Genomic DNA, 14,508 nt, shown 5'->3' with positions numbered 1-14,508 from the left:
TGGGCGGCCATGCACTGGATCATATGTGTGCGATCTGTCCTAGGCAAACAGCGCTCCTTGGCGCGCCATGGGGGCTATCCCCTGGGGATAGATCATGCAACTCGTAGCGGCCACACCTTAAACCAGGGATTGGCCAATTTCCGTTTGTTGACTGACGGCCTTCCGCCGAATGCCGATGCTGACCGCTCCTTTTCCCAAAGCGAACGGACACCATGGCAACCAATGACCCTCTGCAACTGAATCTCGGTTCCCTACGCAGTGCGATGTCGCTGACGCTGCACACTCATCACGCTTCCCGCATCTGGCATGGCCGCGCTGCCGCTGAGGGGCGACCGGGCATCGTCGGCCTGAACGGCTACATCGCGGTGATGAACAAGATGAAACGCGGCTCGGAGCAGGACGATCCGTACAGCGACTGGTGGATGCTGCGCATCGAAGAAAAACTCGATCAGACCAAGGCCACGTTGCAATCGTTGCGCGATCATGTGGACCAGGCATTGGCAGGTGTCCCCGCCGGGTTGAGCTTAGGCGAGAACCTCAACGTGCAGCCGGTTAAATTGCCGCTCTTTGTCAACGCCCAGCTCGGCTTTGCTGCGGTCTATCTCGTAGCCGACTATGACGACATCGCTCGCAAGTTGATCCTTGCCCATCACACCGCACTCATTGACCGCAGCACGCTGGAGCGCTGGCTCAACGAGGGCGCACATGCGCTGCGTAGCCTGTTCAGCTTGGCACAGCAATACCGCTATTCGGGCTGCACCCGCGATGATTTCACGGCGAAGAATGCGGCTGCGCTGGTCGCGCTGGAGAAGTTCGGCGAGTTGCCGCAGGACGTACTCGAAGGCACGCGACGCTCGAGGTTCTCGCCGCCAATCGTGCGCCATAGCCTGCAGCAGCGCAGTGAGCGTTCTGCTGCAGCGGTCCTCCCAGACGAAGAAGCCACCATCGCCCGGCCGACTGAGGCCACCACCGACGACGGAGAGTCGGCATGAACGCTCTGGACCGGCAAACGCTCTACTTCCAAAGTTTGCAACAGACTGCCTTCATGAGGCTGGAACACGCGGCCTCTCTAAAAGGCCTTTTAAAGCCTTTTAAAGGTAAGGGAGCACTGGAGACGTGGGCCAGCCAGTGCTTTGCCATGCGCGACGATTTGATCGCCCTGGCGCAGCGGCAGGTGCTGCCCCAGGCATGTGGGCATCCCTTCCACCTGCTGCCCGTTGAGCTGGCCCAGCAGTCCACTGGCGCAGGCACGGCCTTTCTGCGCTGGCGCAGGCCCGACAGATCGGCCATGGGCGTAGCGTTGTGGCAGGAGTTGATCGCCAGCACCAGCACGCCGGTCAATCTGCTGGCCGATCTGCACGCGATCGAGCTTCAGCGCATCACGTTAAACATGCAGATCAGTCTGCTGCACACCCTTGGCAGGCAAGCACAAGAATGCGCCAGCAAGGCCGGCGAAGCGGATGCCGTTTATCTGCGGCGGCTCATGTCCCTTCATGCCGGGATGCACGATCAGTGACTGCGCCCTGCATTCGTGCACGCGCCTGGGGCCGAAGAAGCACGAGCATTTCAACCAACACGGAGATTGCACCATGAGCACGTATTATTCTGGCGAAGGCAACATTGGTTCGCCACCGGAGTACCGCGAATTCGCCAACGGCAACGACGAGCCAAGCCGCCTCCTGCGCCTGAACGTCTATTTCGATAACCCCGTTCCCAAGAAGGACGGATCCTTCGAGGATCGGGGAGGCTTTTGGGCGCCCGTTGAACTCTGGCACCGCGATGCCGAGCACTGGAAGGATCTGTACCAGAAAGGCATGCGCGTTCTAGTTGTCGGCCGCATGGAGCGTGAATCTTGGACTGACAACGAGGATCAGCCACGCGAAACCTGGCAGATCAACGCCCGCAGCGTCGGCATCCTGCCGTACCGCATCGAGTCAGTGGCCCTCAGCCCGAAATCCCAGGAGGCAGAGGCTAAGCCCCAAGCCGCCCAGGATTCGAGTCCGCCGAAAGAGGTCAAGCGCAGGAAGTGAACCTCACGGAGGGCGACGGCAGCAGTTGTTCGCCGCCCTCCACTCACTAACTCACTCACTCGCGAGCTATCCCCTGGGGATCGCTCGATAGCAATCCACCGATCTCCACTCGCACCGGCTAATCGCAGCTTGCGACTCGCACACCTTCGGCCATGTTCGATCCCCATTCAGGCCATGCCATCGTGCAAAGTGGTCGCCACGGCAAGCGGCTTGTTTGCTGCGACACTTTATAACGCTCGGCATCCTCGATTCCAGCAACTCAATCAACCACGCAAATCGAGCGGACGGACATGCGGCTGTTCTTGTGCGAGAAGCCCTCCCAGGGCAAAGATATTGGCCGGATTCTCGGCGCCATGCAGCGCGGCGAGGGCTGCCTCAACGGTTCCTGCGTCACCGTCACCTGGTGCATCGGCCATCTCGTCGAAGCGGCACCACCCGAGGCCTATGACGAACAGCTCAAGCGCTGGTCCATCGAGCAGTTGCCTATCATCCCCGAGCATTGGCGGGTCGAGGTTAAACCGAAGACCGCCACACAATTTAAAGTCGTCAAGGCGCTCCTGGCGAAGGCAACCCAAGTGGTTATTGCCACGGATGCCGACCGCGAGGGCGAGTTGATCGCACGCGAGATCATCGAACTGTGCGGCTACCGTGGTCCCATCGAACGGCTGTGGCTGTCGGCGCTTAACGATGCGTCGATCCGCGCTGCGCTCGGCAAGCTTCGGCCCTCAGCCGCGACGCTGCCGATGTATTACTCGGCGCTGGCGCGCTCGCGCGCCGACTGGCTCGTGGGCATGAACCTCAGCCGGTTATTCACGGTACTGGGGCGCCAGGCTGGCTACGACGGGGTGCTGTCGGTCGGTCGCGTTCAGACCCCGACGCTCAAGCTGGTGGTGGACCGCGACCGAGAGATCGCTGCCTTCGTCTCCGTGCCGTACTGGGCCATCGACGTATCCTTGTCCGCAGGCGGCCAGGCTTTCAGCGCGCAGTGGGTCTCACCCGACACCTGCAGCGACGACAGCGGCCGCTGCTTGCAGCAGCCGAAGGCACAGCAGGCCGCGCAGCAGATCCATGCGGCCGGCAGCGCCGAGGTAGTCTCGGTCGAAACCGAGCGCGTGCGGGAAGGCCCGCCGCTGCCGTTCGATCTAGGTACCTTGCAGGAGGTGTGTTCCAAGCAGCTTGGGCTGGACGTGCAGGAAACTTTGGACATCGCCCAGGCCCTGTACGAAACGCACAAAGCCACTACCTACCCCCGTTCGGATTCTGGCTACCTACCCGAAAGCATGTTCGCCGAGGTGCCCACGGTCCTCGACAGCCTGCTCAAGACAGATGCCTCGTTGCGACTGATCATGGACCATCTCGACCGCTCCGTGCGCTCGCGCGCATGGAACGACGCGAAGGTATCAGCGCACCACGGCATTATCCCAACGCTCGAACCGGCGAACCTTTCGGCTATGAGTGAGAAGGAGCTGGCGGTGTACAGGCTCATCCGGGCGCATTACCTCGCGCAGTTCCTTCCTCACCACGAGTTTGACCGCACCGTGGTGAATTTCTCTTGCGGCCAGCAGCAACTCACTGCAACCGGCAAGCAGGTCGTGATGAAGGGCTGGCGCCTCGTTCTGGCCGAGCCTCAGATAGATGAGAACGGTAATACAGCTGCGCGCAGTCAGGTTTTGCCCGTGCTGCGCGAGGGCCTGGAGTGCCAAGTGGCCGGTATCGATCTGAAGGCGCTAAAGACACTGCCACCGCGACCCTACACGCAGGGCGAGTTGGTCAAGTCCATGAAGGGCGTTGCCAAGCTGGTGTCCGATCCCCGCTTGAAGCAGAAACTCAAGGATACAGTTGGCATTGGCACCGAGGCGACGAGGGCCAACATCATCAGCGGCCTGATCGCACGTGGCTATATCGTGAAAAAGGGGCGCGCGATTCGCGCCTCGGACGCGGCCTTCACCCTCATTGATGCCGTACCTGCGGCGATTGCCGATCCAGGTACTACCGCCGTCTGGGAACAGGCGTTGGATATGATCGAAATCGGGCAGCTAACCTTGGAGGTTTTTATCAGCAAGCAGGCCGCGTGGATTTCACAGTTGATCGCGCAGTACGGTAGCACGCCCCTGCCCATTAAGGTGCCCGAAGGTCCGCCGTGCCCGCAATGCCGCGCATTTACCCGTCAGCGCAGGGGCAAAAATGGCCCGTTCTGGTCGTGTAGTCGCTACCCTGAATGCAAAGGCACGCTGCCAGTCCAGTCCGGTACGTCCAAGTGCGCAGCCTCTCGCCCACGCCGTGGCGGCCGCAAAGGCTCCTGACCGACCCTGTCCCCGTGAGCCGTGCTCGCCTTCGGCGGCATGGCTCGAGTCCCGCACGCCCTGCGGGACACCCAGCGCGCAACGCCTTCTTGATCCATGTGCGCGTCCCGTCCAGCCGCCCGCGGCCTTGGGACCTGAAGGTAACTCTTCCAAAAGTCGCGCCACGCGCGCCTTTCTGATCTGCGTTTCTTCCGCCCATCGCGAAGGGTCTCCCGATGCCTCGCCTACCGCGCGAGCCATCGGGAGACCCTCCGTGGTCAGCGGTATTCGTTGCCGGTGCCCGCCGGCGCAAAAATGGGCTCCCTTTGTGTGCGGATGTGCGCCAGACGATGCCGGCCCCAGCCACGACACGGGCCGGGTGTGATTGCTGAAGCAGGCGGCTCTAGCGACGAGCAAGACTGCCAATCAATCCACGGGTGGCTCTAATCTTACCCAAGCCGAAGGCTCCAGAGTCTTCGGCGCCTTTTTCTCCTCCACGCGAGCGTTCAGGCCACTCAAGCACAAAGGACTAAACGTCTTCGGTATCGATAAAATTGCCGCCCGCTTCGACGTACGCGTTGAAAATTGCATTGCTGGTACCCTGATCGGCGCCATGGCCACAGCCTGTACCGAAATTGCCCGTACCAAAAGCTACCTGCGAAACCTGCAAGCCCGTCTTGCCGAATGAAAGGTATTGCATGTTTGCTCTTTTAATCACACCAGGAGCAGTTCAGCACGCAACCGCAGCAGGTACCTATCGGCGTCCGGGCCGGCCCCAAAACAACGATGTCAGCCGCGGCCACTAGTGCTCATCGAAGAAGCTGTGGGGTGATCGAAAATTAGGCAGGTCGTGGTGGCGTGCGCGTATAGCTTCCCATCGGGGCCGACAATCCGTCCCTCAGCCGTGGCGACCTGGCTTCCGACATGAATCACCCTCCCCTCAGCACGCACCAACGGCACCGCATCGGTCAAGGCACGTACCACATTCAGCTTCAGTTCAAGCGTGGTGTAGCCTTTGCCTACAGCCAGAGTTGTATGCACGGCGCAACCCACTGCCGAGTCCAGTAGCGTTGCGAACCAGCCACCGTGCACCGTGCCCAAAGGATTGTAATGCCTACGCCCGGGCCGCCCCTGAAAGACAGCGACTCCGGGTTCCATGTGAATTGCCACAAAGTCGAGGGTGTCTCCGATAGGGGGAGGTGGCAACTCCCCGGCGAAAATCGCCTCAAATACTTCCATCCCCGTAAGGCTGAAAGCCTGTCCTCTCGGCATCACATCAACTGGCTGAAGACGAGCCCGGACTCTGTGCTCCTCCTCAATCCATTGCGCAACGGTCTGATCAACATCCATCAGCGACTCCCCCCTCAACATACTTGTATATGCAATAGTTGCAGGTACAATATACCGCATGAAGAAACCGATCAAGCCACAAGGATGCACCAACCTTAAGCTTCGCCAGCTCACTCGCATGGTGACGCGCCACTACGACCACTACGTCGCAGAAACCGGGTTGAAAAACACGCAGTACGCGCTGCTATCGTATGTCGTCAGACTAGGCCCAATTCGTCCAAGCGATCTGGCAAAGCGAATGCAGATGGATGCTTCGACTTTAACTAGGAACCTTCAGCCTTTAGCTGCCCAAGGCTTGCTGAAGGTGGGTGCAGGTGATGATTCTCGAAGCCGCCTTGTCGAGGCGACTGAGGCTGGACACGCTAAGCAAGCGGAGGGACAGCGCGCCTGGCGGATCGCCCAAACAGCACTCAACGAGCTATTAGGCATCGAGCGCGTGGCTGAATTGCACAATCTTCTGGATGCCTGCATCCAGTGCCTTGGCGACGATGCGGATGACACACCAGGGTCATGATTTTTCGCGCCCAAGCTTGAACTTGAATGCCCTTGAAAATAAAAAATCCAGAGGTTCTAAATCCATGGCAACTTTTGTCCACTCTTCAATTCAAGTGGCCTGTCAAAAGCACATCCTTCGCTCACCGAAAGGTTCGCCTGCAATTCGACGCCCCCCGATCATTTTATGCAGCGGGCACGGGAGATGACGCATGGAAGCTAAGGGCACACTGGCAGTTGCCGAAGTGCAATTGCCGCCAATTAGCCAGCCACTGACCGGGAGAATTGTGGCACTGCTCGCGGGTTTAGCGGCTATCAGCACGCTGTCCACGAACATCATCCTGCCGGCGTTCCCTGTCATCGGTGAAGACTTGGGGGTAGGCGCTCGCGAGCTCGGCTTGACACTGTCCAGCTTCTTCATCGCCTTCGCACTGGGCCAACTGATAGTCGGGCCACTAGCTGATCGCTACGGGCGCAAGAAGCTGATCCTGGGCGGACTCTCGATCTTCGTTGTGGGCACAGTCATTGGAGGCCTCGCCACCACACTCGATACGCTAATTGCGGGGCGCGTTATTCAGGCATTGGGCGTGTGCGCCACCTCTGTGTTGTCGCGCGCGATCGCAAGGGATCTGTTTGAGGGAGAGGATCTCGCTCGTGCCTTGTCACTGACCATGATCGCCACCGCCGCAGCCCCAGGTTTTTCACCACTGGCCGGGAGCCTACTGTCGGTGATGCTTGGATGGCGGGCGATTTTTATCTTGGTAGGGCTAGCCGCTGTAGCGCTCGCCTTTTTCTATGTGCGCGGCCTTGGTGAAACTCATCCAGCAGACCGACGCGCGCCCCATTCAGCTAAGAGTGTAGTGGTAGCCTATGGGCGGTTGACGCTGGATCGGCGTTTCATCCTACCGGCCCTTTCGATGAGCCTGCTGATGAGCGGACTGTTCGCGTCGTTCGCCGCTGCACCCGCTATTTTGATGAAAGGGATTGGCCTGACGTCATTGCAGACAGGTCTGTACTTCGCCTGCACGGTATTTGTGGTGTTCGCAGCTGGCATGGCGGCCCCGCGCCTGGCGCACCGTTACGGGCCGAGACTCATTACCACACTCGGCATTGCCTGTGCACTGACAGGCGCAGGGCTACTCCTCGCAGGTCCATCAGATCCAAGCCTTGGGTGGTATGCCGTTTCAATGGTCACGTTTCTTTGGGGCATGGGCCTGGCGAACCCACTGGGCACAGCCATCACAATGGGGCCTTTCGGCAAGGAAGCCGGGATGGCTTCCGCCCTGCTGGGCTTTTATTCCATGGGGGCGGCTGCACTAAGTACCTGGCTGGTATCGGTACTAACATTTGCACCGGTCACGGCCCTAGGCAGTGTACAGACGACAACCTGCCTGCTCGCGCTTGCGCTGTTCCTTCTACGGGGACGTCTCACGAAATAAACGCCAAGGTGCTGAGGACCTTGGTTCTCGTTCCCATACAAGCAACAGCGGGAGAATCAGCATACAGATCAAAGGTATCGTGGCGTTGGTGCACAGCACCAACCGTGGCTTGGAGGAGTCTCTTGGCATCATCGAAGGCCCCTCCCCGCAAAGCTGATCTGTTATTGGGGCTTAAGGTGCCATCAAGACTGCGTCGGCATAATCACGCTCACTGAGCCTGGCGCAGCGCTTCGGAGCACGGCAGGGTGAGCGTGACTAATCAGTAAGATGTCTTGGCAGGAGGCCGTAAACTCCGTAGCGAAGCAGAACTCGGTTGTCACTTCGCTGACCTTCTGCCCGACCAAATGCACATCGAGGATTTAGCCTGTTCACGCATCGGCCAGAACTTTAGCGAAACCATCGGTCTCGTGATTGACCTTTGAGCGACCGTTGGCGCCTAACGGGAATCTCCAAATTCTGTCAATTGTTCGGAGCGGGTCGCCCACAGCGTCATGACTGAACGTAACGATTGCACAGAGGCGCTCTTGAGCAGAAACAAGCTCCTGAGGGATTGAATATTAATAGGGGGAACATCGCCCAAGCCCTGCGCGGTTTGCGCCACCCATGCACCATAGCGTGTAGGAAATGAAACGCTGAAGACTTCAGCCGCAAGCGTTTCCTTGGAGCTGAAGTACTTATAGAAGCCTCCATCGGTAAGGCATTATTTAAGCCATAAAGCTGGATATACTCACTTCGGTCACACCAAATTTGATAAAACTTAGGCGCATCTTCCAGAATGTGGGCTCGTGCAATGTTTGCTCGACTACCTTTGTAGCGACTCATCCGCTGCCTCCCGGGCGCTACCAGCTTTCGATCGATATAGTTCTTATCAAAATTTTCGCCCGCGCGCGCCTCCCATTAGCACCCCCGCCTCTACATGTGACTACGATGCGCTTTGACCGGCGGGATTATTCATTGAATCCTCTTCATTTATCCGTCGAACGTGATTAGTTAAGTTTCGCTGTTTGAGTGGTGCGACGGATCTTGAACCAGATGGAATACATCGCGGGCAGGAATACCAGCGTCACAATGGTCCCGACAAACGTGCCTCCGATCAGGGTGTAGGCCAGCGTCCCCCAGAAGACCGAATGGGTCAGCGGGATGAACGCCAGGATTGCCGCCATCGCTGTCAGCAAGACCGGGCGGGCCCGTTGTACGGTGGCTTCGACCACCGCATTAAAAGGGTCCAGCCCTTCTTGTTCGTTGTGGTGGATTTGCCCGATCAGAATCAGCGTATTGCGCATCAGGATGCCTGAGAGGGCGATCAGCCCGACCAGCGCGTTGATACCAAAGGGTTGTTGAAACAGTAACAAGGTCGGCACTACACCAATCAACCCCAGTGGCGAGGTGAGGAACACCATAATCATTGCGGAGATTGAACGGACCTGCAGAATGATGACCAGCAGCGTCATGGCAATCATGATCGGGAACAGCGGCAACATAGCCGCACCGGCCTTGCCCGACTCCTCGATTGCACCCGCTTGCTCGATCCGATAGCCGTCCGGCAGTTTGTCGATGATCGGCTGGAGTTCCTTTACAATCACACTCGACACATCCGGCGGCTGCAGATTCTCGGCAATATCACCGCGTACGGTGATGGTCGGCGTACGGTCACGACGGCGCAGTATCGGATCCTCCATGCGTACGTCGACTTCCCCGACCTGCGACAATGGAATCCGCTGACCCGCCGTGCCGACCAGGGTAAAGCCTTCGATTTTGGCGGGATCAAGACGGATATCACCTGCCGCGCGCCCGACCACCTGCACCGAACGAATGTCCTCGCGCACCGCCGTGATCGGTACGCCCGCCAGCAGGAACTGCAGTTGCTGTGCCACCGCGTTTGACGTCAAACCCACGGCCTGCAAACGATCCTGATCCAGCGTAAAATGCAACGTCGGCGTCAGCGGGCCCCAGTCGGTGTTGACGGTTCTCATCATCGGACTGGCCTGCAACACGTCCTGCACCTGGCTGGCGATTTCGCGAAGTTTCTCCGGGTCAGGCCCCATCACCCGGTAGGCGACCGGGAACGGCGAGTACGGGCCAAACACCAGTTGCGTGACCCTGACCCGCGCTTGCGGCGCAAGGCCTTCGGCAGCCGCCTCGCGCAGACGCACCTTGAGGGTTTCACGAGCCTCCTGGCTGTCCGTCAGCACCACGATTTTGGCGAATGACGGATCCGGCAGTTCCGGTGCCATTGCCAGATAAAAGCGCGGTGCGCCTTGCCCGATGTAAGCCGTGACGATTTTTGCTTCATCCTGCTTTTGTAGCCAAGCTTCTATCTTGGCAGTGGTGGCGCTAGTCTGCTCGATGGAGGTTCCATAGGGCATTTGCACTTCAATCAGCACCTCGGGACGGTCCGAGGTCGGGAAGAACTGCTTCTTGACCAGGCCCATGCCGAGGATCGACACCACAAACAAAACGATGACGGTACCGGCCACCAGCCATTTGCGCGCAATGACCTGCGTCAACAGCCGGCGGAAGCGGTTGTAGTGACGGGTGTTATAGATGGCGGCGTGGCCACCTTCGACTGTCTTGATGTTCGGTAGCATCTTCACGCCCAGGTACGGGGTGAAGACGACGGCCACCACCCAGGAGGCAATGAGCGCGATGCCGACAATCCAGAACATGTTGCTGGTGTACTCGCCGGCGGTCGATTGCGCGAAGCCATTGGGCATAAAGCCGATCGCCGTCACCAGGGTACCGGACAGCATCGGCGCCGCCGTATGACTCCAGGCGTACGCGGACGCCTTGATGCGGTCGTAGCCCTCCTCCATTTTCACCACCATCATTTCGATAGCGATGATGGCGTCGTCCACCAGCAGGCCGAGCGCCAGGATCAACGAGCCGAGGGTAATCCGGTCAAAGTTCTTTCCCGTGGCCTCCATCACCACAAACACCACGGCCAGCGTCAACGGCACAGCGGCCGCCACCACAACGCCGACACGCCAGCCCATGCTGAGAAAGCACACCAGCATCACCACGAGCAGTGCGACGAAGAACTTGACCATGAACTCGCCGACGGCAGAGTCAATATTCACCGCTTGATCGGTGACTTTGGTGAGCGCCATGCCCAGCGGCATGCCCTGGTTGATCTTGACCGTCTCCGCATCCAGCGCCTTGCCGAGGTCCAGCCCGTTCCAGCCCTCGCGCATCACGATCCCCAACAGCAACGCATCTTCACCGTTGTTACGGACGAGAAAGGTTTTGGGATCTTCGTAACCACGTTCGATCGTCGCCACGTCAGAGAGCTTGAGCGTGCGTCCCTGGAGCGTAATAGGCGTGTCGCGAATTTTCTGCAGCTTATCGAAGGCGCCATCCAGGCGCAGGAAGACTTCGGGGCCTTGGGTTTCAATGGAACCTGCGGGCGTGAGCACATTTTGATTGTTCAGCGCGGCAAAAATGTCCTGAGGCGATACGCCCAGGGTGGCCAGGCGATCATGGGAAAACGAGACAAAGATACGTTCGGGCTGCTCCCCGATAATATTGAGCTTCTTCACACCCGGCACATGCAGCAGGCGCTGGCGCAACGACTCGGCATCGCGCACCAACAGGCGCTGTGGCTCCCCTTTGGCCTTCAGGGCAAACAGGGCAAATGTCACGTCCGAGAATTCGTCGTTGACCATCGGCCCGATAACACCCGCTGGGAGTTTGATGGCCTCATCATCGAGCTTTTTACGCGCCTGATAGAACTCCTCCTGTACCTGCGACGGCGGCGTGCTATCGAGCAATGACAGCATCGTGAACGCCAAGCCTGGGCGGGTATAGGTTTCCGAGCGGTCGTACCACTTCAGTTCCTGCAGGCGTTTTTCAAGCGGTTCTGCCACCTGATCCTGCATCTCCTGGGCAGTAGCCCCCGGCCACGCGGTGATGACCGTCAACTGCTTGACCGTAAAGGGAGGATCCTCCGCGCGCCCCAGCTGGAAGAACGACAGGATGCCCGCAACGGCAATCAGGAAGATCAAGAACACCGTGATCGAGCGCTCGCGCACGGCGAGCGCCGAAAGGTTGAAACGACCCTCGCTCATGGATGAGTCCCCGCAACCTTGGCGTCACTTTGTTGAACCAGACGCACCGCTTCGCCATCGAGCAGCAGGTGTGCGCCCAAGGCGACGACAGGCTCGCCTTCCTTGAGGTCGCCTGCGACGCGTGCCGAGTCGTCACTCAAACCCAGGACCTGCACGGGCCGCCAGCTCACTTTCGCCGGTGTACCGACGATGACCCACACCCCCGTCCCCTTGCCGGGGTCATAAACCGCTGCGATGGGTACTTGCAATACCGGGCCCTGCGCCGCGCCGTCTGCGATCCTGAGCGTGACGGTCGAACCCAGTGGTGCATTCGCCAGTGCGCCCTCCAGCACATACCGCGCCTCGAAGGTGCGAGTCATACGGTCCGCCGAGTCCGACAGCAGCCTGAGCCTTGCGGTAACAGCACCGGTGGTGTTGCCATAAAGTGTCGCTTGTGCGGAAGACCCGGCTGCCGGGCGCACGGTCTCGGGCAGGTGCACGATCGCTTCGCGCTGCCCTGCCCTCGCGAGCCGAACCACCGGCTGCCCCGGACTGACGACTTGCCCAGGCTCAGCGAGCGTCTCCACCACGACGCCGTCGGTATCCGCCACCAGCACCGCATAACCCGAAGCATTGCGCGCCACGTCAGCCTGCGCCTGCGCAGAGCCCAGTTGCGCCCTCGCGGTATCCGCCGCCGCTTTAATCTGGTCGTAGGCCGATGCAGAGACCGCGCCTGCTGCGACCAGATCACGGTAGCGCGCTTCGTCATCCGCAGTCTGCTTGGCTCGGGCCCGAGCGGCTGTGACCGACTCTTGCTGTGCCCGCGCCTGTAAACCCAAGTCAATCGGGTCGAGGCGCATGAGCGGCTGGCCACGCTTGACGGTCTGGCCGGTGTCAACCAGACGCTCAAGGATCTTGCCTGGCACCCGAAAGCCCAAATCGCCCTGAGTACGGGCAGCGACCACCCCAGTGAAAGAACGCGAGATATCGGAGGAACCCTGAACCGCTGCCGACCTCACCAGAGGGGCTTGCGTGCGCGGATCTTGAGCGGTGGATGAATCACCACACGCCGTCAGGACGAGAGGCAACAAGCAAGCGGCAATAGGGACAGGTCGAAGCCGGCGCATAGATTCCCTTGATTCAATAATAGGATGGAAATCATATTTTTAGACCTGTGACCATAATTGTCAACGGTCACAATCATGGCGCGTCAACTTGAAAGCGGGAAAAGTGCTTTTCATCGGTCACTCTGCCCCGCGGCTCGATAGTGTCAATTGACAGATTGTGACCATTAAGTAATATGGTCACAACCAACATTCGATTCAAGGAATCTCAATGCCCTCCCTTCACCCCCTCGCTCTTTTGGTGAGCGCCAGCCTGATAGCAGGCTGCGCGGTCGGTCCGGACTATCAGCGTCCTGACGCGCCGCTTTCCGGTGGATATATGGGCCAGGCCGCTGTTGAACAGCGGCCTGTTACGGCGCAGGCGAGTCTTGTCGCGTGGTGGGAAGGCTTTGGTGATCCACAGTTGGCCGACTTCGTCTCTAAAGCCCTTGCGCAGAACCTGGACCTGGCTCAAGCGGCGGCGCGAGTCACACAAGCGCGCGCAGGACTGGGCGCCGCCAATGCTGCTTTACTACCCTCGGGAAACATCAATGGTCAGGCTGCGCGTTCCTATCAGTCAATCGAGACGCCACTCGGCCAAGTGCTGAATTCAACCCCTGGCTTTGATCGATACGGCAGTTCCTACGAGCTCAACCTTGATGCGAGCTGGGAGGTGGATGTGTTTGGCGGCCTGCGACGCGCACGCGAAGCCGCACTGGCCGAGTACCAGGCCTCCGAGGCTGGCGTTGCCGCCACACGCCTGGCCATCGCTGCGCAGACGGCTGATATCTACATCGCGGTCCGTGGATTGCAGGCCCGGCTGGAGATCGCAAACCGACAAGTCAAAACGCAGGAGCAACTGTTGGAAAAAGTCCAACTGCTCTATGGCAAAGGCCTCGCCGCCAGCTATGAGGTTCGCCAGACGGAGGGCGCGCTGTCGCAAGTCCAGGCGACAGTACCGGCCCTGCAAACCGGCCTGGATGCCGCCATGAACGCGCTCGATGTGATCCTCGGCACACCTCCAGGCACGCATCGAACGCAATTGGCGAGCCAGGGCAAGATTCCTCTGGCACCACAATTGAACGGCACTGGAACACCCGCCGATTTACTGCGTCGCCGGCCAGATCTGATTGTGGCTGAGCGCCGCCTCGCGGCCTCCAACGCACGCATTGGTGAAGCCACCGCCGAGTATTACCCGAAGTTTTCACTTGGCGCATTGCTCGGCAGTGCTACGGCTATATCCGGCGGCAACCTGTTTACCGGTGGTGCGAGCCAGTCGGCAGGCGTCTTGGGCCTGCGCTGGAGGCTCTTCGATTTCGGTCGCATAAACGCACAGATTGACCAGGCAAAGGGGCTGGAAGCCGAAGCTCTGGCCGCTTACCGCCAGTCTGTCCTACGCGCCACCGAGGATGTTGAAAACGCCCTCTCCGCCCTGGTGAACCGAGAACTTCAAGCCACCACCCTCACCACAGGCGAGAACGCTCTGACACAGGCCCGCCAATCATCGTTCACAGCCTATGAAAGGGGCGCAGCCAGCCTGATCGATGTTCTGCACGCCGACGAGACCCTGCTGCGGTCTTCCGATGCTCGCGCTCAAGCACGAACAGAATCGGCACGGGCGGCGGTCGCCGCATTCAGAGCACTCGGCGGTGGCTGGCAAGCTCCTGAGCCCCAGCCTGTGGCGACTCGATGATTCAGCCAAGCCTGCTTGCGCAGGGGCGACTGATGACCTTTGGGCACAGCACAGAGCAGCGAGTTGCTGGACCACA

Annotated in this window: 10 protein-coding genes and 2 pseudogenes; 7 read left to right on the top strand and 5 right to left on the bottom strand. The window is 59.7% G+C overall.

The features are described from left to right. Positions 1–212: 212 nt before the first annotated feature. From NVB75_RS03365 to NVB75_RS03350, 4 genes are all read left to right on the top strand, one after another. Positions 213–992 carry a PFL_4669 family integrating conjugative element protein gene (locus NVB75_RS03365; protein ID WP_258345978.1) on the top strand — a complete coding sequence of 260 codons (780 nt, stop codon included), beginning with the start codon at positions 213–215 and terminating at the stop codon, positions 990–992. Continuing rightward, positions 989–1,516, top strand: coding sequence for a DUF3158 family protein (locus NVB75_RS03360; RefSeq protein ID WP_258345977.1), 528 nt, complete (start codon positions 989–991; stop codon positions 1,514–1,516). Before NVB75_RS03365 ends, NVB75_RS03360 begins: the two co-directional genes overlap by 4 nt. Before the next feature lie 73 nt (positions 1,517–1,589). Further along, entirely contained in the window at positions 1,590–2,030 is a 441-nt protein-coding gene (locus tag NVB75_RS03355; RefSeq protein WP_258345976.1) for a single-stranded DNA-binding protein, read from the top strand. Between the two features lie 290 nt (positions 2,031–2,320). Further along, on the top strand, positions 2,321–4,333 hold the full coding sequence (locus NVB75_RS03350) for a DNA topoisomerase III (RefSeq protein ID WP_258345975.1): 2,013 nt from the start codon (positions 2,321–2,323) through the stop codon (positions 4,331–4,333). Between the two features lie 511 nt (positions 4,334–4,844). Here NVB75_RS03350 and NVB75_RS03345 read toward each other — a convergent pair. Together NVB75_RS03345 and NVB75_RS03340 are read right to left on the bottom strand one after the other, a co-directional pair. Further along, a pseudogene (locus NVB75_RS03345) lies at positions 4,845–5,012 on the bottom strand (aldo/keto reductase); the annotation flags it as partial. An 89-nt stretch (positions 5,013–5,101) separates the two neighbouring features. Beyond that, positions 5,102–5,662, bottom strand: a complete 561-nt coding sequence (locus NVB75_RS03340) for a PaaI family thioesterase (RefSeq protein WP_258345974.1) — start codon at positions 5,660–5,662, stop codon at positions 5,102–5,104. Between the two features lie 58 nt (positions 5,663–5,720). Here NVB75_RS03340 and NVB75_RS03335 point away from each other — a divergent pair, with 58 nt between their 5' ends. Further along, on the top strand, positions 5,721–6,176 hold the full coding sequence (locus NVB75_RS03335; RefSeq protein ID WP_258345973.1) for a MarR family winged helix-turn-helix transcriptional regulator: 456 nt from the start codon (positions 5,721–5,723) through the stop codon (positions 6,174–6,176). A gap of 190 nt (positions 6,177–6,366) precedes the next feature. After that, entirely contained in the window at positions 6,367–7,593 is a 1,227-nt protein-coding gene (locus NVB75_RS03330) for a multidrug effflux MFS transporter (protein WP_258345972.1), read from the top strand. A 208-nt stretch (positions 7,594–7,801) separates the two neighbouring features. Here NVB75_RS03330 and NVB75_RS33275 read toward each other — a convergent pair. The 3 genes and pseudogenes from NVB75_RS33275 to NVB75_RS03320 all read right to left on the bottom strand — a co-directional run. Then, a pseudogene (locus NVB75_RS33275) lies at positions 7,802–8,039 on the bottom strand (dihydrolipoyl dehydrogenase); the annotation flags it as partial. Positions 8,040–8,579: 540 nt separating this feature from the next. Beyond that, positions 8,580–11,657 (bottom strand): efflux RND transporter permease subunit, encoded by a 3,078-nt coding sequence (locus NVB75_RS03325; RefSeq protein WP_258345970.1) that lies wholly within the window; start codon positions 11,655–11,657, stop codon positions 8,580–8,582. Beyond that, a complete protein-coding gene (locus tag NVB75_RS03320; RefSeq protein ID WP_258345969.1) occupies positions 11,654–12,763 on the bottom strand; it encodes an efflux RND transporter periplasmic adaptor subunit in 1,110 nt (369 codons plus the stop codon). Before NVB75_RS03320 ends, NVB75_RS03325 begins: the two co-directional genes overlap by 4 nt. Before the next feature lie 208 nt (positions 12,764–12,971). On the opposite strand from NVB75_RS03320, the gene NVB75_RS03315 reads away from it, so the two are divergent. Beyond that, positions 12,972–14,432 (top strand): efflux transporter outer membrane subunit, encoded by a 1,461-nt coding sequence (locus NVB75_RS03315; protein WP_258345967.1) that lies wholly within the window; start codon positions 12,972–12,974, stop codon positions 14,430–14,432. The last annotated feature ends 76 nt before the right edge of the window (positions 14,433–14,508 follow it).

It is taken from the genome of Pseudomonas sp. CBS (genome assembly GCF_024734645.1).
GTDB lineage: Bacteria > Pseudomonadota > Gammaproteobacteria > Pseudomonadales > Pseudomonadaceae > Aquipseudomonas.
Note: the sequence above shows the minus strand (reverse complement) of the source record. Positions and strands in the feature narration are given on the sequence as shown.

Coding starts and splice junctions, on each gene's coding strand:
- NVB75_RS03365 (WP_258345978.1), top strand. CDS start 213: ATGGCAACCAATGACCCTCTGCAACTGAATCTCGGTTCCCTACGCAGT.
- NVB75_RS03360 (WP_258345977.1), top strand. CDS start 989: ATGAACGCTCTGGACCGGCAAACGCTCTACTTCCAAAGTTTGCAACAG.
- NVB75_RS03355 (WP_258345976.1), top strand. CDS start 1,590: ATGAGCACGTATTATTCTGGCGAAGGCAACATTGGTTCGCCACCGGAG.
- NVB75_RS03350 (WP_258345975.1), top strand. CDS start 2,321: ATGCGGCTGTTCTTGTGCGAGAAGCCCTCCCAGGGCAAAGATATTGGC.
- NVB75_RS03340 (WP_258345974.1), bottom strand. CDS start 5,662: ATGGATGTTGATCAGACCGTTGCGCAATGGATTGAGGAGGAGCACAGA.
- NVB75_RS03335 (WP_258345973.1), top strand. CDS start 5,721: ATGAAGAAACCGATCAAGCCACAAGGATGCACCAACCTTAAGCTTCGC.
- NVB75_RS03330 (WP_258345972.1), top strand. CDS start 6,367: ATGGAAGCTAAGGGCACACTGGCAGTTGCCGAAGTGCAATTGCCGCCA.
- NVB75_RS03325 (WP_258345970.1), bottom strand. CDS start 11,657: ATGAGCGAGGGTCGTTTCAACCTTTCGGCGCTCGCCGTGCGCGAGCGC.
- NVB75_RS03320 (WP_258345969.1), bottom strand. CDS start 12,763: ATGCGCCGGCTTCGACCTGTCCCTATTGCCGCTTGCTTGTTGCCTCTC.
- NVB75_RS03315 (WP_258345967.1), top strand. CDS start 12,972: ATGCCCTCCCTTCACCCCCTCGCTCTTTTGGTGAGCGCCAGCCTGATA.